The organism is Lysinibacillus mangiferihumi (genome assembly GCF_003049665.1).
In the GTDB taxonomy this organism is placed as follows: domain Bacteria; phylum Bacillota; class Bacilli; order Bacillales_A; family Planococcaceae; genus Lysinibacillus; species Lysinibacillus mangiferihumi.
Genome location: NZ_PYWM01000005.1, coordinates 19,403 through 38,786, shown reverse-complemented (window position 1 = coordinate 38,786; position 19,384 = coordinate 19,403). Strand labels below are relative to the sequence as shown.

The following is a 19,384-nucleotide window of genomic DNA, read 5'->3' as shown; positions in this document are numbered from 1 at the left end:
AAGGACTACTAGCAGGTATAGAAATAAACATCTTCGAATAAAACTTTTTTACCGCTAATTACCAAAATACTTTAAATACATAAATAATACCTAGTCTAACCAAAGATATTTAATTTTTGATGATAGCATTTGATTACGTTCGATTGAAATTCAATGAAACTTTATGACATAGACAAAATAAAAAACCCTTGATATGAATGAACTGCGCCCCAATCGTTAGACACCATCTAACAATTGGAGGTGCAGTTCATCACAGAAAGGAATAACTAGCAAAATCAAAAATAAAATTAGTCCTCCCAATAAAAAATACCATCGAACACTTTATAGATTTCATTCAGTTCTGGAATTGTTAAGATGGTCGGAATTTTAGTTTCAAACGATAGCGGTTTAGATATATATTCTTTATCTAAAATACTATAACCTGCATTACCCAATTTTGTTATGATTTCTAGAAACTCTTCTACCATAAAATTTGGAGATTCGGTGATTACTTCATCCGGACAAATATAGGACTTTACACTAAAATATTCATCCTGCTCATTCTCAGTATCTATAATTGTCTTCCATCGAGCATCTTTCGCAATAATAGCTACAGGTGCTAATCGACTTATATAGATAGCAAGACCTTCCAAATGAATTTCAGTGCACAGATATTCTTCAATATATTTTTCCTCCAGTACACTACCTCCATCTCTTTTATAACAAAAGAAATCGACATAGGAAGCATAGCCACTTCCGTGATCATCCGTTTCACATTTGATGATTTTTGAACGATTGAACGTATCATACAAATTTTGAATGTATTCCTCGATTAGGTCTTCATCCTTTGTGTTATATGGATATATGTCTCCAATTGGCTCTCTTCCAATCATCGTTTGTAGCTGTTCATTCGTATATTTCAATTCTCTTCACCTCAAATTTAATATTCCAACCATTTCTATTATTTACATAAACAACCTCATCGAAATTATTTAATCTACATTGTTGAAGATTCAACAATTGAAATTCACTTATCCCCATTAATAATTTCTTTAAACAGGAATACTGCCTATTATATTAATTAATTTTTATCAACTATTGTAATCATTAATCCCAACAATTGAAAATTACGTCACCGATTGAATAGGGTTGCCAATAGGCTACTTGTCTCAACTCAATTTCTTCTAAATCATGTTCATTTTTGGAGAATGGCAAATTTAATACCTTTTTTGTGAGGACAGTATAATATTCATTAAAGCCTCTCGTTAATGTTGGCAAATCTGTAAAATCCATCCCATTGCCATCCCATTTCTTAACGAAAGCAAGATAGGGATAGTATTCATTTAAAAGAATATAAAATAACTCTCCCTTTAAAAGAATATGAACTTTAAAGTAATTATGTGGATACAGAGGACACTCCCATTTAAGAACCTCTCCTTCAGCCTCTCTCAATACTTCATAACAAATTTTTTTAAATTGTTGTCCGTCTATCGTTTCCTCAATATCATTAATAAATCCTGTAATACCTTTGGGAAGTCTCAATAAAATCACCTCTCTAGCTAATTTTGCTTCCTCAAATATTGTCTAAGTTTAATTAAACTAACTTGCACTGTTAGTTTAATAATATCTCATAACTCTTTCAGTTGGATATCAATTTCCATTCACCATTCTTGCCAATTATCTAACGATGGTCCACCATGCACGATTAATTGTGGAAGGCTAGCTCATTTAACTAATATAAAAAGGTGCTGGACGCTCTTTATAAGGAGTTTCTTCTATAAATAAAGATTTACCCGACTTGCTTTCTAAACGGTTAATAGCACGACTTTATTCCCCTACAAATACAGTACTTTTGATATTTCTAACAAATTTAAATATAATGAATATCGGAGATAGGCAAAATTAAAATGAGGTTTTCAAAATGAACAAACTAGAACAAACAACCCAAGAATTACTGAAAGCTGGTTATACGTTAGAGGAAATTAAATCGGCTTTTGAGGAAGTAATTGAACATGCTAAAGAGTCCAAGGCAGAACATAAAACAGATAACTAACGAAGTTATCTGTTTTTTATTATGTACATTTGTTATAAATGTCGCATCGAGATGTACATTTTTGCTCACCTAAGTATGTGCATTCATGCTCAAAATGCTTTCCTCTATTCATATGAGTGAATAATGACAACTTAACATGGAGACCTCTACTCGCATGATTCGGCAGCCAAAACCCAGCTATAATAAGAGCTGGCTGACCAAAAAAGCTACCATGCTCGCTCCTCCAAGTAAAGTTGTAATATACAGTGGGAATTAAAAATGTACATGTTTAAACGAGCGTTTTTGTACGTACATAAAAGCGCATTTACAATTTGTCTCTAACCTACTTGGAAATATAGAGGGCGGTATATAAAATGGAGTCACTGACTATAAATGAAAGAATTTATAAAATTAACTTTATTCCTTTTGAAGACAAATGTGGGCTAAATGAAGATGGAACATACGATATTACAGAGGTAAGTATATCGAACTTCATTGTGAAAAAGAATTATTAAATGCTAGGATATATGATGATACAAAAAATCGGTTTCTTTTTTCTTTTGCCCTTTCACCATCTTTGGAAAAGATTTAGAAAAGGTAAAGGAATATTTTCAAGAAAAACATGGGATAAGAGAGTTCAAATATTTTGAATCAAACAGCGATGAAGATAGTTATATAAATTTTTAATCATGAATTAGAAAATGACCAAGACGGCAATTAAGCTCTCTTGTTGTATTCGTTAGAATAAGCTTCCTGAAAACTCATGGAATTTCTTGACGATTTCATTTAACACCTGTGGATATTCTGTGTTTAAACAACAGTTAGTATGTCTTATGAATGAATAGTAGAAGCTTTATATACAACTAGGATGTTCTTATGTTAGAGGATAATCAAAATCTTTATGGATATTTTCAGATTTACTGACCTTCGATACTGGGAATACCGTTATTACAAGGTAATTTTACTGTATATCCAATGCCTTTTTTATTAAGTTCAAAATAAACACTCCTCAGAATTATACAAGATTTTTCTTTTTAGTAAAAAAGCCTTCGAAAATCATATACAACGCACATGTAATAAAAAAGCTATATATCCATGTGTTATTTTCTTTTAAATCCGTAAAAATTATAATTGCCCCAAATAATGTAATGAGAATTTTAATAATTATTTTCATCAAATTAAACACTCCTTTCTGATAGAAAAATAAGGCTGTACTCTATTAATGTAATTCTAACATTTTCCATTATTAAAGTTCAATGCGAAATCCACACCAATTATTTGCGCTGTTCAACAAGCTTTCAATAATCCGCCTAATCTCTCCATTTTACCGCAGCTTTTTGGCGCTCATATTATTCTTTCATATAGCAAATGGATCGTTTTCTTTAACTTCTCAATGAAACACTTGAAATCGGAGCTTTAGCAGGTACATGGTGGATTCCTGATGTAGGGCAAGAACAGCCCATGTCGTAAAGAACAGGCGCTAAGCTGTAATAGTCTACAATTTTTGCCGTAGGTTATCGCCATTTAGAGTAATGATCCATTGATTTCGTCCAAATACATGTTCTTTCTTACTTTTACTCATCGATGAGTTAATATCAATCTTAGTTTCAGCATATAGCACCTGAGCCATTAGGTTGTGAGTTCTAAACATTCCCTCTTGGTATTGCACTGTATATTCAATACCTGCTACATTTTCTTACAGTAGTATTAGCATTTGTCTTCTCCTTTCTCAAGGCAAAATAAAAACCCACTAATTTTAGCGACTTGGACAATTTATTGCTAATTTCATCTAGACTCACATTATTTAGTTACCTATTACGAAAATGAGGTGATACTTTGTCAGGCATTTTTAAATTTACAAAATACATTCTTCTATTCATTTCTGTGATTCAGTTAACTAGGTTCAGTCCAGAATATTTAGAACCTACACTTCTATATGAGTATTTTATATTTATAGGACTTATTATTTTACTTGGTGTATTGGATGATTTTTTTAAACTTAATAAAAGAACAAATATTTTATTACGTATAGCCATTATCCTTTGTTCTCTTGCTTTATTGATTACATCAGTCTCTTTTCAATCCACTTCTTCAGTTATTTTTTCTATAGTAATGTTTATTGCATTTAGTTTCTCAATATTTTTAGAAATTAAGCAAAAGGAAGATTAACACCTTTTGCTTTTACCACTCTCTACTGAATCGTTTTCTCCACTTGCTGAAAAGCATGGGATAAAGAGCTTGCTACATTGAAAAGCTGAAAGAGTCGTGATGGTAAGGAAGGTAATTCATGGACTAGGGATGCAACTAAAACAGATGCACGCCGCAAAATACTGATGCCAAATGCGTAATGAAATTATTAAATGCCATTAAACTGGAACATTAACCAGAATTAAATTATGTTGTATTAGGCGACATTAAAGATAGCATCAACAACAACTTTAGGTAGACGATTTGAGAAATATGTACATGATGCTCGAATATAGAAAATACGAACTATATGATTTCAAACATTCATATGCTTAGTATTTAATAAATAAACGAGCAATTATTTCTGTAATTGCTGCACGAATTGACATGGTGATGTTGCGCATACTTTAAACACTAACAGCCTTTTGTATCCTACAACAGAAAAAGAAGCCGTTCTCGACATGGAAAACGACTTCAAGTCTGCTCAAATTTAATTTAACGCTAAATAAAAGTGAATTGTTACCACACTTTTTAAAAGCCTTGTTATTACTATGTTTTGACCTACTTAATGGAGACGGCGGGTGTTCTACCTATCAAATCAGAAAGCCTTGTAATATCAACGTTTACAAGGCATTTCTGACCATCTGAAATTGCTCTTACAAAGGAATTAATAAGGTTTGCTAAATTTGCTTACGGAGACGATAAATTAAGTGTAAAAAATCATGTGTTTTAACATCAATTCTGTACACAGTGTATATATAAATTATCATATCAGTAGGCAAAGGTTTAACCTTCTTTTTTCTCAAAACATGAGATGTTGATGGGTTTAAATACTTCTCAAATACCTATGTATTCATGATAATTATTGATTAGATTCACGATACAAAAAATTCTTTACAGCTTTCCATTGAGCATTGAATTTAACGAAGAGTTGACCGTTAGAATCCATTTTCAAGTAATGATCTTCATTATCATAGTCTAGCGCTAATAAATATAAATCACTTTTCGTTTCCTTCGTAACTATTATCTGATCAAAGTTTTTATATCTTTTTTTGATTTTATTAATTCGATCTTCAATTTGTTCCTTAGAGTATGCCATTATATTTCCCCTATTATATATATTTATTTTAGTACTTTAAGAATAACTTGCTTGAGAAAAAGATTGTATCTTGCAATACAAGGGTGATTGGCGGTATACAACCGTAAATGTACCATAACTCGCTATATATGGATAACTTTCTTCTACTTTTCCCGTTAGTATATAAATTTTAAATTCTTATTGCACAGGCAAAACAAGCTAATTATTAATGTGATATATTATAGAAATTTACTATAGTATTTGCTTAATATTTTTTAACCGGTCTACACATTTCTAAATCATCTAAGTAAACTAGCAAAAAGAAAAATGTATTCTGAAAGTGATGATACATACAGACAGATGAACCATCCTAAACTTAGTTATGATGTTACTCAGAAAAGAACCCCCGGAAGAAATGCTCATAGGGATTCCAAAAATTATACAAGCTCAGGGATATTCCAATACTCTAATAATATAAAAAGTAATCAATTAAAAAGACAGTCTGTGTGAAACAGTCTGTCTTACAAAATTATCCTTCATATTTTCGTTTCTTTATTTCTATTAGTCCACGAAAATGGCAATATGTTTATCTTGTGTGAGACCATTCAAGTAAGAATTGTTCTAGATTTTTAACAAATCGATCTTCAGAAGATACATCTAATGGAGATAAATCTGTAAAGGAAAGTGCGGGTCCAGTGCTTAAAAACTTTTTTAAACCGTCGGTAGCCTGATTTGAGATAAAAGCTTTGAATTTTTTCCCTGAGCAATCTGTTAATAACCCTACAAAGGTTCTAGCTAAAGAGACTCCGGGAGCGGAAGTATAAAATTTACATTCTATTGCTCCTATTAAATGTTTTTGCATTTTTGGAAAAACCCTATTTGACCTAGCAATATTAGCCTGTGCTTTTGAATAAATCGAAACGTCTAGTTCGTGATTTGCACCACTTCTTCCTTCATAGGTAACATCTACATGAACTTCAAAGCTTTTATCGTTAAGTGTACAGTCTAAGTAACAAAAATCTTGAGAAACTGACCACATATTACCAGGACTTCCTCTAAAAATAACAATACTTGGGTTTGGCCCTGACTGGGTACCAGTTAAAGTTGCTGTTGCCGTTGTTGTTGCTCCTAGATTTTTAACCGCTTTTGAACATAAGGAAAATATGTAAGCCTCAAAAGCTCTCTCAGGTGTATGAGAGTTAAGATGTAATATAGCTCCTGTTGACGATAAAGATAATAAGTTATCAATTGCATTTTTTAAGTCAGTAATCGAGGTCATCAGATTTCCTCCTTTTCTAAAGCTTGATATAAAACATCTAAATTAGTACGAATAACATTTAATTCATCCTCTGAGAGGGTTATGTCTGTTAATGCGAATTCGATATTCTCCTTAATTGGATTAATAGAAGTTGTATCAGAAATAAATTTAATTTTCTGTGGCAATTTACCTAAGTTAATGGATATTTCTTGTGCTATCAAAGGGGTTTCCAGTAAAAGTGACCGAAGATAGTTTATAGCAATTACAAATTTTTCTTTGTCACTCTTTTCTTTGACAGATAATTCTATTGATTTTTTCTTTTCGTCTACACTTTTTTCATATGTAACATATGTATTAATTTCTGCATTTAAATTCTTAGTCAAAATCGGGGGCATTTTGGAAGAAATCTCTTCTAAAAGATAATCAAGTAATTCTCCCCAATCTATATTGGTAGTACTATCCTTTTTCAATACCTTCACCTCATATTATGTATGTAAAAAACAACCATTTTAAATTTTAACATAGGAGTTAAAATATATCTATTATAGAAAAGGTCTTTGCAGCTTTACAACACGGTGCCTATGTGCTTCGTAGTTCACTTACTTTGTATCTCTATGTACTTTTGCTGATTTTTTAATGTTATCGGCAATTCCGCCATCCTTCTTTTATTAATTACAATGCAGTTATCAATATAAGAAAAAATCCTTCCTGCAACTAAGACACTACCGGCCAAAAAACGTGCAACTTTACTCGATTTTTTGCTTTTAAGTACTTTAGAAGCTTTTCCCCACTCTCAAGTAGTAAAGTAATCTGACCGCTTGACGGTGGTAAAGGTGGTTACTTACCGCTTATAGCGCGGTTTTGTTTGTCCTACGAAATTATCTAATCCAGCACTTTCTTTTAAAGCACCTACGATTAGCATGAGTCTGCTTCAAAATCAGACTCATGCCAATACAACTTTTTTAGTTGCCTTCAGATAAAGAGTTTATAAATAAGTTACTTGTTCAACTCATTTATAAATTTTGAACCTAGTAGTGTAACGACTGAGTAATCAGTTACGTCACCTTCGATAATTACTCCGAAAGAGCTTTTTAAATCAACTGGGATATCAACATCAATTACATTGTTATCTTTTGAGAGTGTATAGGTTTTTAATATTTCACTATCTCCAACAAAACTAATAGTAAATGGTGTCTGGTTTGTGTATTCATAATCATCCATCGTAGGTGAATAAGATAAGGTCGTTTGGTATCGATCCACCTTTTCTATAGAATTAAAAGATACCCCACGAATTACAAAATTAGTATAGAATTTAGAATGAACACCCATCTGATCTTCATTTTCACCAAAAGCTACCCAAAATACCTCTTTATATTGTTTTTTAGAATTTGCATCCAGAAAGGCATTTCCTTTGTTTACTTCTTCATCCGTAAAAATATGAGTGTTATATCTCAGGTTATTTTCATTCTCAAGTATATCTAACTTGAAATCAGTTTGTATAAAAGAATTAGTATGTATTTGTTCAGTATCATCTGCTGCAAAAGCAACTAAGGCAAATAATAAAGAAAAAACGATCCTTATAGCAAGGATAAGTATATTAGCAATAAAGTAAAAATTTATTAGTTTGCTTTTATTCCTTACACTTTTAAGTGAAAATGTGTAAATTAGAATTAGCCCACTAAAAATAAGCGCTTTAATGAAATGATTTTCTGAAAGAATATTAAAAAAGATATCAAAAGTAGAAGGTAAAACTACTATTTTCATAATGATAAATTCATATGCTGGTCTAAGCGTTTTTCCGATAGTTTCATACAAATTAATCATAAAGTATGCTACAGCATCTACAATTGTAACTAAGATTCCAAAAGCGACTGTCAAAATAGCAAAAACACCTAATATACAGCCAATCCCTCTAAAATCCTCGCCATCGTATATTGCTCCACTATTCCCTTTACGTGTAATAAATATTTTTGGCATATAATTCCTCCCGTAAAAATATAATATAACATTTTTTATAAGTAGTAACAATGTTATAGATTTCTTGAAATGAAATTACATGTCTTACCACCTTTTTAAGTGCATTGGAGTTTCTAATATATTTAACTATCAAGGTAATACTTGGAGAAAAACCAAAAAATCGATATAATTTACTTATAATAATTGTGTTTTGATAAGGTAAACGGGACTTTGACATCACCCTAACTACGCACCAAATGCATGAGAAAAAAGGAGGATTTTTATTGAACATCCCCAAATTTAGCTGTCGAGGTAAAGTTCGTCGTGAAGAAATAGTTAAACAATATAATCTAAAAATAATTGCTCGTACAAAATTGCTAAATGGCCAATCTAAAAAGAGTAGTGTTGGAGGCGAGTGTACTGATGAACATACATATTATTGATTATTTTACAAAGCAAAAACACCTATCTAAATTAGCTTAGATAGGTGTATCATATATTACTATTTAGAAACTTCTTTAATTAATCTTGTTGTGGTGTTTTGGGAATATTAATTTTTCTAAAGAGTTAAAAAAATCCTAGATTTTACTCTAGGTTCTGATTTCAAAATCGATGGTTTACATCTTCACTAAAAATCAATATTAGTACTTAATAATATAAAATTATACTATTTTAAAAAATCTAGCATTTTAACATCTTCTAGTACTCTTTTCAATTCACGCATTTTTCTATAAGGAGTATCTAATATTTGTTCCAATAAAGGTTTAATCATATAAAATATTCCTACCACCATTAAACATAATAAAATAACTAATATCACACTATATATTCCCATATCGTTGTAATTTAACAACTCTTTAGTCAAGATAGTTATTATTGGTATTATTAATACTGTGCTAATCTTAGATATTGGTTTTAAAACTTTTTCACTGAATTTTAATTCCGACACCTCTTCGTTTATTTGATTTATTAACAACTCAATCTGTTCAATTTTATTAATATCTCGTTTATTTAATATGGTTCTAATTGAAATCATATCATGGTCAAAAACATCTTCTTTGTTTCCGATATTTTTTAACTTAGATTTTTCCACTTCATTCCCAAAGTAAAGCCCAGTACCAGCTGCAAATACACAGGAGACTAAGAGAAACCAACCATTTGGTAAAAAGAAAAATTTAATAGAAAAATACACAGTAAGTGCTAAAAGTGAAACTGAGATAACCCATACATACCATTTTAGATACTTCAAAAAAAATGTATTACGCACATTTTGATTAAAATATTCCTCATATATTAACCACAACATATCTTACTTCTTGCCTCCTTATAAAATTCCCCTTACCTTTAGTTGCTAAACACAATTCTAGAAGGTAAAGGAATGGTTCATATAATGCAATCGCTAACTCTATTATTTGTTTCATTTTCTTTCTTATTTAAATCTAATCCTAAAACATTAATATCCTCTTTTACTTTTATTATTAATGATACTTAATTACCCGTTCTCACATCGTCTAAAATCCCTTAGTTAACACCTTTTAGTGTATATTCAAACCATTGCTGTTCTAGCATAACTAATTCTATTTGTTTATCGTATATTTCTTCTGTTAAAGGAATTTCATCTGGTAAACTTGGTAATCTATAGTTCATATCTATTAATAACATTAACAATACTTTGCTATAATAATTCAGTTCATCCCAACTACCAATCTCTCTCTTCTGAAAACTATGTATAGCATTTCTATAATCTCTTATTCTTCTGAATTCCTCCTTGCTATATTCATTAGAATTAAAAATTTTATTGGAAGTATAAAAAGCAATTAACGGCTCGAGAGTGAGTTTGTCAATCATCGGCAGATTCTTTTTATCCTTAATAATCTCATCGATTTTTTTCATTAAACTCTTTCTGTCTTTACCACTAAAGTTAATATCACTATCTTCAACTAATTTTTTAAGGTTCTCGTTAAATTCTTTTTTCAGCATATTATTTAGTTTCTGGATTACATTATCATCCCAAACATTACCCCTATTTGTTATATAATCTCTATAATAAAAAGCTAAGAATATTTGCAAAGTCGATTCTAATAAAGAACCTAAGTTTGACCAACTCTGCACTAAGAATCCTTCCTCTAAATCTAATGATTCTCGTTGTAATTTGAAATTGTTATATGGGAATTTTAAAACCTTAGCATTACTTTTATATCGTTCGAGAGTTTCTTTAGATAAAAGCTCAGAGACTTCTTTAGAATATTCTACTTCTAAATCCTTTAATATTTCTATTTGACTTACAAGATAACAACAAAAATCTTCTATAGAATTTAACGTTTTTTGTAAATCCATTTCTTCAAATGCTGAACTCTTAATCTTTGTCAAAATCATCTGATACACTTCCTTCCTTTATATACTTGAGAAATATCACTTATCTTAATTATAATTACAATATAAGGAGATGTAAAAAAATGCTACAAAATAATAACTTAGAATATATTAACAATAAATATAGCTCCATTGCTACACGTTTCGGTGAAGAATCAACAAATAGACTTATTTATCTTTATGAAACAATAAATCAGCCATTACAAAAAGTTTTCTCTCTAGTCCATTTTCAATTAAATAAATTGTTTAAATATGTTAATAGTAGAATATCTAATGGAAGAATTACAGCACAAGAAAGTAGGGATTTAATTTTTTTAATCGAAGAATTATTTAATTTACAAGCAAACTTATCTACAACGGTTTATAACTTTAATATTCATGAAAATTATTTATCTGTGCTAAATTCTTTAAATAATTTCTTAGAAGATTCTTACGGCAGTGATATCCCAAAGGATTTCACAAAAATAAATATTTTAGAAAACATCCCTATCTTCACTCTGAAAAACTATGTTCAAAAATCTTCTCATTCACAAAATCAGCTATACGAACTAAAACTAATCGGTGAAGGCTCTTACGCTAAAGTTTTTAAATACAAAGACACGTTTTATAACAAAACATTTGTTATTAAACGTGCAAAAAACGGGTTATCTTCTAAGGAATTAATACGGTTTGAAACAGAGTTTAACACAATGCAAAGCTTCAATTCTCCATACATCATTGAAGTATACAAATACGACTCTTTAAAAAATGAATATTATATGGAGTACGCAGATTACACATTAGAAAAATTCATTAATCAAAACAACAACAAATTAACCTTTAGCAAAAGATGTGGATTAGTTAATCAAATTATTAGAGCATTTGAATATATTCATTCCAAAAATCTTCTACATAGAGATATAAGTCCTAATAATATACTTCTTAAAGAATACGAAGAACTGCACGTAGGGAAGATTTCTGATTTTGGCTTAGTTAAATTACCAGATAACAGTTTAACCAGCCGTAATACCGAATTTAAAGGGTCTTTTAATGACCCTAATTTAGAACTAACTGGTTTTGGTAGCTATGAACTTCGACACGAGATTTTTGCACTTTCTAGGATTATTTACTTTGTTATGGAGGGAAGAATAACTTTACAAAAGTTTTTCAATGATGATTTCGAATCTTTTATAAAAAAAGGAACAGACTTAAACATCAATAATAGGTTTAAAACTTTAGAAGAACTTAAATTAGCATTTGAAAAATGTATAAAATCGGTAATTCCAATTTAAATTAGTAAAGCTCAAGAAACTAAAACTATTGTTCCTTGAGTTTTAATTTATTCTTCATTTATGATTTTGTATACTGTTGCTCTTCCAACTCCATATTCTTTCGCAATATCAGTTGCACTTTCTCCTGCTTCAAATAATGCCCTTACATGCTTCTTAGTTTTTTCATCAATTGCAGGTCTGCCCCCCACTCTTCCACGCTTGCGAGCTGCCTCTAACCCTGCTTTTGTACGCTGCTGAATAATATCTCTTTCAAACTCCGCAAAGACAGCTAACATTCCAAACATAGCTTTTCCAGTAGGTGTTGAAGTATCAAATGAATCATGGACCGATACGAAATCTACTGCCTTTTCTTTTAATCGCTCTGTTAGCTCATATAATTCTTTTGTACTTCGTGCTAAACGGTCCAGTTTATAGACAACGAACAAGTCACCTTTTGAGGCTGCTTTCATTGCATTGATTAATTCCATTCGCTCATTCTTACGGCTCGACACTTTCTCTACATATAAAACAAGATCTAATCCTTTTTGATCTGCATAATTTTGAATTGCTCGTTCCTGCATATCTAAATTCTGTTCTTCAGTACTTACACGACAATAACCAATAATTCTACTCAACACTAAACCCTCTTTTCTATAAACTTATACGTTATATATTCTTTCGATTATAGACGAGTTTATAGACAAATTCCATAAAAAAAGAGAGCATAAACTTTAATGTATGCTCTACCTTTAATTCGTCTACTAAACGATGGATTTATAGACTTATCAAGTGATTATAGTTTAAAAAATATTTACCTCGAAAGAAAAAAGCATCCAGTTAGGATGCCTTTGCTTAAAGGTGGTCACTATTCATCATCGGCTGGTGTAGGGGTTGAAGAATCTAAATTACCATCTTCAGTGTACCAATCGGTTCTACCTTCACCGTCGTCAAAACCATAAAATTTTTGACCATCAGATTCATTTGTTGAAGTACGATTGTAATCGTTTGGTCCCATAACACTGCAACCTCCTTCGAAATTATTAAATTAAACCTCTATGCCTTTTAAAAACTCGTTTCAAATGTATTGACCCTATAAATTTTAGTCTAGTCTTTTCGCTCATTCATAGACTCAACAATAAAATTAGTTTCCTTGTTTTCTTCTGCAGTTTCCACAGTTATTTTATAATCTACCGTTATTTTATGAAGTTCATCATGCACAGTAATAAAAAAATAATTTGTAGACTCATCAAATTTTAGGGAGTCTTTAATATAATCAAAAGAATAGCCATTACCTTCACCAATAGAAAACCCTTTTACATCGTTATCTGTCAAAAATGCTATGTTTACTTTCTTCTCTGGTGTATCAAAAATTACTAATAATTCTTTTGAATTATCTTTATTTATATCATACATTGCGTCATTATATGTTATAGCATTAGGGAATTTGTTCTTAAATTTATTTAATAATTCTTTTTTATTATCTTCTATAGATTGAACTGTATTTTCTTCTTTGGTAGATGTTTGAATCTCACTTTCTTCTGTTGAGTTTAACTCAGCCTTTTCTTCATTTGTACAGCCAATGAGAAAAATAGAAATAATCAATAAAGCCATTAAAAAGTTGATTTTTTTTATCATTTAGCATCACTCAATTCTGTTTTTAGAATATTTTAATATTTTTAAATATTTTAACATAAACAGGAAGGAAATTGTAAAATATTGTAGAAATTATAGTTTGTACTAAAAAAAGAAAAGAATGGAGTTGGAGATTTTGAAAAGAAACAAATTACGATTTGGATCAATGGCATTAGCAACAACGTTATTATTGGGTGGTTTTTCGTCACTTACTGCCTCAGCCTCAGAAGTGGATACACAACAACCTTATTTATGGAATGAAGAAACAAACACAGTAAGAGATATTTCATCAGTAGTAGACGAACAAATTAAAGACGAGACAACCTTTAATAAGCCAGTTGTTAATAAGCCGGATTTTGGAGGAATTTCACCTCGGTGGACATATAAAGAATTAGTACGTTATGATCAATCTACAGCTAATGTTAACTACAAATATAAGTTTGTTAACAGAGTTATAGGAGATAATCGATCAAATTTATATACACCCTTAGAAATCTGGTTTGAAGCAGAAAAGAGTGGTACTTTTACATTAGAGGGTAATGTATCTGTTGAAGCTACTGCCGAAAAGGAATTAGTAGTTGCTAAAGTTAGTGGAACTGTGTCAGTGGGGGCTTCTATGAGTAGAAGTTGGACAGCAGGAAGTAAATATGGGGCTAAAACAACAATCCCTGCGAAAGTACGCGGGGCAGTTACCGGCTATATTCCTGGGACTTCAACAAACGGCCAACTAGTTTATAAAATAACAACAGATTCTACAAATGAAGTACGTTACGAATATAAACCAGTTGGTGGTGTAGTTCCATCAAAAGCTGAATGGAACATAGTACCGGAAATTCCATACAACGGATGATTTGTAACAAAAAAAAGCCCATTTAGGGTTTAATGTCTGAATGTCCCAAGCGGTCTTGGGCTTCCTTAGGACTAGCGCCCGCTTCAAACAGGAGGGAGCAGTTACGACGATGAATATTTATACGCACCTCACGCCAGAGGCTAAATCGGGAGCTATGCAAAAGTTCGATTATCACATGAATGGCTCGCTTTAAAATTAGCTACGGTTTTAACTACGGTTTGTTTAAAAACGTATAAAACTATACGAAAGAAAAGAACACCGAAACCCCATATATACCATGGGATTTCGGTGTCCATTCAAACCTATAATTTCCATACTATGGAGACGGCGGGTGTTCTACCTATCAAATCAGAAAACCTTGTAATATCAACGTTTACAAGGTTTTTCTGACCATCTGAAATTGCTCTTACAAAGGAATTAATAAGGTTTGCTAAAATTGCTTACGGAGACTTTTGAAATTACTACCTACCATCACCATAACACGGACAGACAACAAACCACCGTTATTGTCAGTTAACTTGTAAATAATAATTTAACGTATGCTTTATTATTGAATATACTTAGTGTAAATCTTTACAAGAAAATGATATTTGGGATATCTACCCTCTGTTACAAGCTGACGCACTGATATTTATATGTGTTCACCTTTTAACAATAAAACTATACACAAACTTCCATTTTTAAATATGAGAAGAAATCCTTGTATATTTGTTTAAATTCACCATTAACATATTCGTATACATTCCCCTCTGAATCTAATACGATTAACATTCCTTCAGATCCAATATTTTGAATTACAATATATTCTTCTAAGTCATTTTCAGGGGAAAGTACACGTTCCTCTTTTGTTAACTCTACTACGTTTAAATAACCTTCTACTCCTAAAGCTGCAATTTCATGGGTTCCTACAGAAACAGCTCCGTATTCTACCAATAGCTCTTTATACTCTTCTGGAAAACTAACTGATAATTCCTTTTCGGCTTTTTCAACTTCGGATACTGAAACACCACCAGTTGAAAAAACCTTTACATTTTCAAATAATTGTTTTAGTTTCATGAAATACCTCCTGCAGCTTTTATTTCTTCCGCACGTGCTTTCCAATGTGCTTCTTTCTCAGCATTAAAAACATTACGGTTTATCGTACTTTCTTTTCCGGCTTCATGTAAAACAGAGAAGTTTCCTTCTCCACGGTGTTCACCACGAGTCAATTCAGCTAATGGTGAGTCCATTTCTTGTCCCACATGATGTAGTTCAACAGGTTGCCCATCTACTAGTGGGGCTAATCCCTGTTCCATACGCTCTAGGTTTGTACGACCAAATTGATCTTTAGCGCTGTAATCAATATCTGTTCGAATTAATACTTCACGGTCATTAATAACAGCTTTTTCTAAGCCTGCCTCTTCATAAATCGCTTTTTCTGCCTCTGATGCTTCACTTAACGCTTCATCAACCGTTCGAAATTGATCAATAGGTTCAATATTAATGGCTTCAGGAGCAATTTTAGTAGCTTCAATTTTATCTAAATTGGTTGGTTCAATATTTTGCATTTCCATTGTACTTTCTAAGTTGCCATATACCACATCTGGCATCGTTACAGGCGCTTTGACCCCTTCTGTTATAACAGCTGTTTTTGCACCTTCAACAGCACCTAAAATTGATTCAATTAACACCATAACATACTCTCCTTTTCCAACCAAACTTCAAATTGAACGAGTAAACTTTTAGATTCCCATCCAAATAATTGCGTTAACGATCTTAGAAGCAATTGTTTCGCATACTCATTCCACGACCAAATAATAAACTCGTCTTGTAATATTTGAATTGCTTTTTTAAATACTTTCGAAGCATTATCTGTCGCAAAATTATTAATATCTACCTCGTCTAGCAAACCTGATAGCTCCATGTATTTCGACAAGAAAATGACTTCACCATCTACTACATTTCTACTCGATTCCATCCACTCATACTTTTCTTCATCAAAAAGTAAAAGTTCTGTCGCGTTTATTAGTAACGGATGAATCACTTTCTGACGTTGCTGTTCAAAAACATTCAGCTCATTTTCTGACCAATCATAATCATGGTTTTTTAATAGTAAATTTAAATAGTAAGACACTTCATCTTTAACAAGCTTAAAGTTAGAGAAATAAACACGTGAATTTAGATACTTTTCGGTTAACCCTGTACATAAAGTAATCATAAACTGGCCTTTCTGTTCTTTAGGTATAATATAACCAACCTTTTCAACATTTCTAGACAGGTCTTTTACGAATTTAGATACTATATTATTTATGTGCATCGTATTACCATACAAAGCATTGTGATAAAACTTTCGATACTGATTTAACATAGTACTTACTAAACGCTCGTTTTGACGTAAAATATATTCCGCCATTGGATGTTCTAATTCAGCATTAATCACAAATGAATTGTATTTCTCGGCAACCTGTTGGATATCTATTTCTTTGACATAAGACAAACTTGATTTAGCTGCGTTTACTAATACATGACCGGCTTTATACATACCACTTGTAAAGAATAAGGCCTCTCCGCGTTTCAATTGCGATAAGAATAGTAAGTCTTCATCATTCGCAATTGCAAGTGCCTGTGCAACATACTCAGCATCATCTTGAGATACTAGTCGATGGATAATTTTCGTATCAGTATTTTTCAAAGCATCGGGTGCTAGCTTTGTCGGCACTTGATCAATAATAATAATGCCTTCACCCTTAGAGCGAATTTCACTTAAAATATTACAGAAAAACTCAACAGCTTTTCCCTTCGTATTCGCAATTTCAGGATTTGTGCTTTCTTCGTGATTTTTAAATAATCGGTGAGCTTCTTCAATAATTGTAAAATGTTTTAGCTCTGCATCTAATTTTTCTTCTGCATCTACTTTAAACTGTTCTGACAGGCGAATGAAAAATAGCCCTATAATTAATGCTTTATCATCTTCATCTGCAATTTCTTCAAGTTCAATAACTGCTTTTGAATTTAGTAAATCTGCAAAATCAATTGTGTCTTGAGTATTTAGCATTTTTCCTTTACTACCGGTCATTAAACTTTTAATACGCGTTAATAAAGCTGCACGTATATTAGATTTCTGTTCTTCGGCATATCCAGATTTATCTAAATATAAATCAATTTCTTCATATAATAATTCAAGTGTTGGAAAATGTGTTAATTTGATGCCATCATTAGCAAATACATTAACCGACTGATTTAAATCCCAGCCTACTTTCTGATAAATCGAATATAAACATTGCTCTAAAATATTCGGCATAGATGCATACATTGAAAAGGCTGACATAAATACAGCTTTTAATGAATCAATATGACTCATTACAGAAATACCTTCTGGGAAATAAAACGGATTTAGTCGAATCGGTGATATCCGCTCGTTACCAGGTGTAAATACTTTAACTGTTTGATCAATACTTAGTAAATGTCGATATTCTTGTTTCGTCGGTTCAATAATTAAAAACGGAACAGGGCTATCTTTTAATAAAGACATTACCGTATTTGTTTTACCACTTCCTGTGATTCCACTTATTAAACAGTGACGTCGTAAATTTGAGTAGCTGTACTTCACTTCTTTTTCAGTTAACACATTTCGAACAAACTGTTTACCCATTAGCCAAACATCACCGTTTTCTTCATACGGTAACCTATTTACTTCAAAATCGTTTAAAGCCTTCACTTCAAAGCCATCGTAAGATTGACTTGGCAATTGAATTAGGCGCGCTAGCTCTTGCGATGTTAAGACATTTGTTATCAATGACGAATATCCAAAAATTGGAGAAAATCTCGATTCTTCATTTGGAAATACAAAATGATTAAAACATTGCTTGATAGCAGGGAAGTTATGAACATCTACACCTTCACCGAACTCTTTTTCAAAGCTCGATTGTTGGATGGCTGACTGTAAACTACTAATTTCCGTTGGCTTATTAGAAGCAATATAAATCCCTACTTGAAATTGACCGATAGAATTCGCTAATAGTTGTCTGTCCATTAAATACGAAAGTTGTTCACAGTAACGTTCTATAGCGTAGCTTTTATATTCAGTTGAACGGTCGCTGGAAGAATCACTGCTTATTGTTTCACTATCAGTTTCCCCCATGTTTTGTCCAACTAAAATGGCTGATTCATTTTTAGTGTGACTAGTACTTTTCTGTTTTTGTATACTTTCAGAATTGGATGCAGACGTTTGAATTTGTTGATATGGATACACTTCTTCATACATTGAAGATAAAGTTAACAAGGTCTCACTTTGATCAGTAACTTGGATCACAATGCGAACTTCGAATGCATTTCGCCAATTTGACTTTAAAAAACTATCAATTACTGAAATAAATGTATTCTCTTTTTCTAAATCCAACGCCGGTGTATAAGTTAGTGCTGCATAATGGCTCCAATGATTTTCTGTCGGCTGCACTTTAGCATAATTCATTGTTCCATTGATAGAACTGATTAATGCTTGAAGTTGCAAATCATTTTGAGAGTTGGCTACTGCTAAACTTATTCTTCCTTGGCCATTACCAGATAAAATAAAAACCGTACGTCCTTTGACAGCCGAAAGTGCTTTTGCAAAAGCAATAGCACTTTCTTTTAATTGTTGTTCAATCGATGTATCCTTTTGTTGCTCAATAAAAACTTCTGAAATCTCATAAAAATATGGAATTGTACTCGCTGTTTTAATGCCTTCTTTAATACTTTTAGGTCGCCTGTTATAAAGGTCCTGTTGATTTACCTGAAATTTTTCGATTGTTGTTCTTTCTAGCATAGATAC

At 31.6% G+C, this 19,384-nt stretch carries 20 protein-coding genes; 6 read left to right on the top strand and 14 right to left on the bottom strand.

Features of this window, described 5'->3' with window-relative positions:
- Positions 1-287: 287 nt before the first annotated feature.
- Entirely contained in the window at positions 288-902 is a 615-nt protein-coding gene (locus tag C9J37_RS06645; protein ID WP_107894754.1) for a hypothetical protein, read from the bottom strand.
- 184 nt (positions 903-1,086) lie between these two features.
- Positions 1,087-1,521, bottom strand: a complete 435-nt coding sequence (locus C9J37_RS06640; RefSeq protein ID WP_107894753.1) for a hypothetical protein — start codon at positions 1,519-1,521, stop codon at positions 1,087-1,089.
- Between the two features lie 379 nt (positions 1,522-1,900).
- Between C9J37_RS06640 and C9J37_RS29385 the strand changes: the two genes are divergently transcribed.
- From C9J37_RS29385 to C9J37_RS06635, 3 genes are all read left to right on the top strand, one after another.
- Entirely contained in the window at positions 1,901-2,032 is a 132-nt protein-coding gene (locus tag C9J37_RS29385; RefSeq protein WP_268807985.1) for a hypothetical protein, read from the top strand.
- Between the two features lie 353 nt (positions 2,033-2,385).
- Positions 2,386-2,526, top strand: coding sequence for a hypothetical protein (locus C9J37_RS28190; protein WP_167397269.1), 141 nt, complete (start codon positions 2,386-2,388; stop codon positions 2,524-2,526).
- Positions 2,527-3,847: 1,321 nt separating this feature from the next.
- Positions 3,848-4,180, top strand: coding sequence for a hypothetical protein (locus C9J37_RS06635; RefSeq protein WP_107894752.1), 333 nt, complete (start codon positions 3,848-3,850; stop codon positions 4,178-4,180).
- Positions 4,181-5,060: 880 nt separating this feature from the next.
- On the opposite strand, the gene C9J37_RS06630 is transcribed toward C9J37_RS06635, so the two are convergent.
- The 4 genes from C9J37_RS06630 to C9J37_RS06615 all read right to left on the bottom strand — a co-directional run bounded on the left by C9J37_RS06630 (position 5,061) and on the right by C9J37_RS06615 (position 8,511).
- Positions 5,061-5,297 (bottom strand): hypothetical protein, encoded by a 237-nt coding sequence (locus tag C9J37_RS06630; protein ID WP_107894751.1) that lies wholly within the window; start codon positions 5,295-5,297, stop codon positions 5,061-5,063.
- Between the two features lie 565 nt (positions 5,298-5,862).
- Positions 5,863-6,555 (bottom strand): hypothetical protein, encoded by a 693-nt coding sequence (locus tag C9J37_RS06625; protein WP_107894750.1) that lies wholly within the window; start codon positions 6,553-6,555, stop codon positions 5,863-5,865.
- Entirely contained in the window at positions 6,555-7,004 is a 450-nt protein-coding gene (locus C9J37_RS06620) for a hypothetical protein (protein ID WP_107894749.1), read from the bottom strand. The genes C9J37_RS06625 and C9J37_RS06620 overlap by 1 nt, the downstream gene beginning before the upstream one ends.
- Before the next feature lie 526 nt (positions 7,005-7,530).
- Complete coding sequence (locus tag C9J37_RS06615) at positions 7,531-8,511, bottom strand: hypothetical protein (protein ID WP_107894748.1); 981 nt, start codon at positions 8,509-8,511, stop codon at positions 7,531-7,533.
- 263 nt (positions 8,512-8,774) lie between these two features.
- On the opposite strand from C9J37_RS06615, the gene C9J37_RS28185 reads away from it, so the two are divergent.
- A complete protein-coding gene (locus tag C9J37_RS28185) occupies positions 8,775-8,933 on the top strand; it encodes a hypothetical protein (protein ID WP_167397268.1) in 159 nt (52 codons plus the stop codon).
- 224 nt (positions 8,934-9,157) lie between these two features.
- Here C9J37_RS28185 and C9J37_RS06610 read toward each other — a convergent pair whose 3' ends face one another.
- Positions 9,158-9,796: a hypothetical protein gene (locus C9J37_RS06610; protein WP_107894747.1), complete on the bottom strand. Its 639-nt coding sequence runs from the start codon at positions 9,794-9,796 to the stop codon at positions 9,158-9,160.
- A gap of 215 nt (positions 9,797-10,011) precedes the next feature.
- On the bottom strand, positions 10,012-10,866 hold the full coding sequence (locus C9J37_RS06605) for a hypothetical protein (protein ID WP_107894746.1): 855 nt from the start codon (positions 10,864-10,866) through the stop codon (positions 10,012-10,014).
- An 80-nt stretch (positions 10,867-10,946) separates the two neighbouring features.
- Here C9J37_RS06605 and C9J37_RS06600 point away from each other — a divergent pair, with 80 nt between their 5' ends.
- Positions 10,947-12,134: a protein kinase family protein gene (locus C9J37_RS06600; RefSeq protein ID WP_107894745.1), complete on the top strand. Its 1,188-nt coding sequence runs from the start codon at positions 10,947-10,949 to the stop codon at positions 12,132-12,134.
- A 47-nt stretch (positions 12,135-12,181) separates the two neighbouring features.
- Here the strand turns inward: C9J37_RS06600 and C9J37_RS06595 are convergent, their stop codons facing one another.
- From C9J37_RS06595 to C9J37_RS06590, 3 genes are all read right to left on the bottom strand, one after another.
- Positions 12,182-12,748: a recombinase family protein gene (locus C9J37_RS06595; RefSeq protein ID WP_107894744.1), complete on the bottom strand. Its 567-nt coding sequence runs from the start codon at positions 12,746-12,748 to the stop codon at positions 12,182-12,184.
- A 230-nt stretch (positions 12,749-12,978) separates the two neighbouring features.
- Entirely contained in the window at positions 12,979-13,128 is a 150-nt protein-coding gene (locus C9J37_RS28180; RefSeq protein ID WP_167397267.1) for a hypothetical protein, read from the bottom strand.
- A gap of 89 nt (positions 13,129-13,217) precedes the next feature.
- Positions 13,218-13,748 (bottom strand): hypothetical protein, encoded by a 531-nt coding sequence (locus C9J37_RS06590; RefSeq protein WP_107894743.1) that lies wholly within the window; start codon positions 13,746-13,748, stop codon positions 13,218-13,220.
- Between the two features lie 133 nt (positions 13,749-13,881).
- On the opposite strand from C9J37_RS06590, the gene C9J37_RS06585 reads away from it, so the two are divergent.
- Positions 13,882-14,595, top strand: coding sequence for a hypothetical protein (locus C9J37_RS06585; protein ID WP_107894742.1), 714 nt, complete (start codon positions 13,882-13,884; stop codon positions 14,593-14,595).
- A gap of 660 nt (positions 14,596-15,255) precedes the next feature.
- Here C9J37_RS06585 and C9J37_RS06575 read toward each other — a convergent pair.
- Genes C9J37_RS06575 through C9J37_RS06565 form a run of 3 tightly spaced genes read right to left on the bottom strand, consistent with a single transcriptional unit; the run spans position 15,256 to position 19,378 of the window.
- The gene (locus C9J37_RS06575; RefSeq protein ID WP_107894741.1) at positions 15,256-15,651 is read right to left on the bottom strand and encodes an SMI1/KNR4 family protein; all 396 of its coding nucleotides are present in this window, start codon (positions 15,649-15,651) and stop codon (positions 15,256-15,258) included.
- The gene (locus tag C9J37_RS06570) at positions 15,648-16,268 is read right to left on the bottom strand and encodes an HNH/ENDO VII family nuclease (RefSeq protein WP_107894740.1); all 621 of its coding nucleotides are present in this window, start codon (positions 16,266-16,268) and stop codon (positions 15,648-15,650) included. The genes C9J37_RS06575 and C9J37_RS06570 overlap by 4 nt, the downstream gene beginning before the upstream one ends.
- Complete coding sequence (locus C9J37_RS06565; protein WP_107894739.1) at positions 16,259-19,378, bottom strand: ATP-binding protein; 3,120 nt, start codon at positions 19,376-19,378, stop codon at positions 16,259-16,261. The genes C9J37_RS06570 and C9J37_RS06565 overlap by 10 nt, the downstream gene beginning before the upstream one ends.
- Between the last annotated feature and the right edge of the window lie 6 nt (positions 19,379-19,384).

What these genes read in the sequence shown, in the direction of transcription:
- C9J37_RS06630 (WP_107894751.1), bottom strand. Translation starts at nt 5,297, where the DNA reads ATGGCATACTCTAAGGAACAAATTGAAGATCGAATTAATAAAATCAAA.
- C9J37_RS06625 (WP_107894750.1), bottom strand. Translation starts at nt 6,555, where the DNA reads ATGACCTCGATTACTGACTTAAAAAATGCAATTGATAACTTATTATCT.
- C9J37_RS28190 (WP_167397269.1), top strand. Translation starts at nt 2,386, where the DNA reads ATGGAGTCACTGACTATAAATGAAAGAATTTATAAAATTAACTTTATT.
- C9J37_RS06605 (WP_107894746.1), bottom strand. Translation starts at nt 10,866, where the DNA reads ATGATTTTGACAAAGATTAAGAGTTCAGCATTTGAAGAAATGGATTTA.
- C9J37_RS06575 (WP_107894741.1), bottom strand. Translation starts at nt 15,651, where the DNA reads ATGAAACTAAAACAATTATTTGAAAATGTAAAGGTTTTTTCAACTGGT.
- C9J37_RS28180 (WP_167397267.1), bottom strand. Translation starts at nt 13,128, where the DNA reads ATGGGACCAAACGATTACAATCGTACTTCAACAAATGAATCTGATGGT.
- C9J37_RS06600 (WP_107894745.1), top strand. Translation starts at nt 10,947, where the DNA reads ATGCTACAAAATAATAACTTAGAATATATTAACAATAAATATAGCTCC.
- C9J37_RS06590 (WP_107894743.1), bottom strand. Translation starts at nt 13,748, where the DNA reads ATGATAAAAAAAATCAACTTTTTAATGGCTTTATTGATTATTTCTATT.
- C9J37_RS29385 (WP_268807985.1), top strand. Translation starts at nt 1,901, where the DNA reads ATGAACAAACTAGAACAAACAACCCAAGAATTACTGAAAGCTGGTTAT.
- C9J37_RS06615 (WP_107894748.1), bottom strand. Translation starts at nt 8,511, where the DNA reads ATGCCAAAAATATTTATTACACGTAAAGGGAATAGTGGAGCAATATAC.
- C9J37_RS06610 (WP_107894747.1), bottom strand. Translation starts at nt 9,796, where the DNA reads ATGTTGTGGTTAATATATGAGGAATATTTTAATCAAAATGTGCGTAAT.
- C9J37_RS06565 (WP_107894739.1), bottom strand. Translation starts at nt 19,378, where the DNA reads ATGCTAGAAAGAACAACAATCGAAAAATTTCAGGTAAATCAACAGGAC.
- C9J37_RS06570 (WP_107894740.1), bottom strand. Translation starts at nt 16,268, where the DNA reads ATGGTGTTAATTGAATCAATTTTAGGTGCTGTTGAAGGTGCAAAAACA.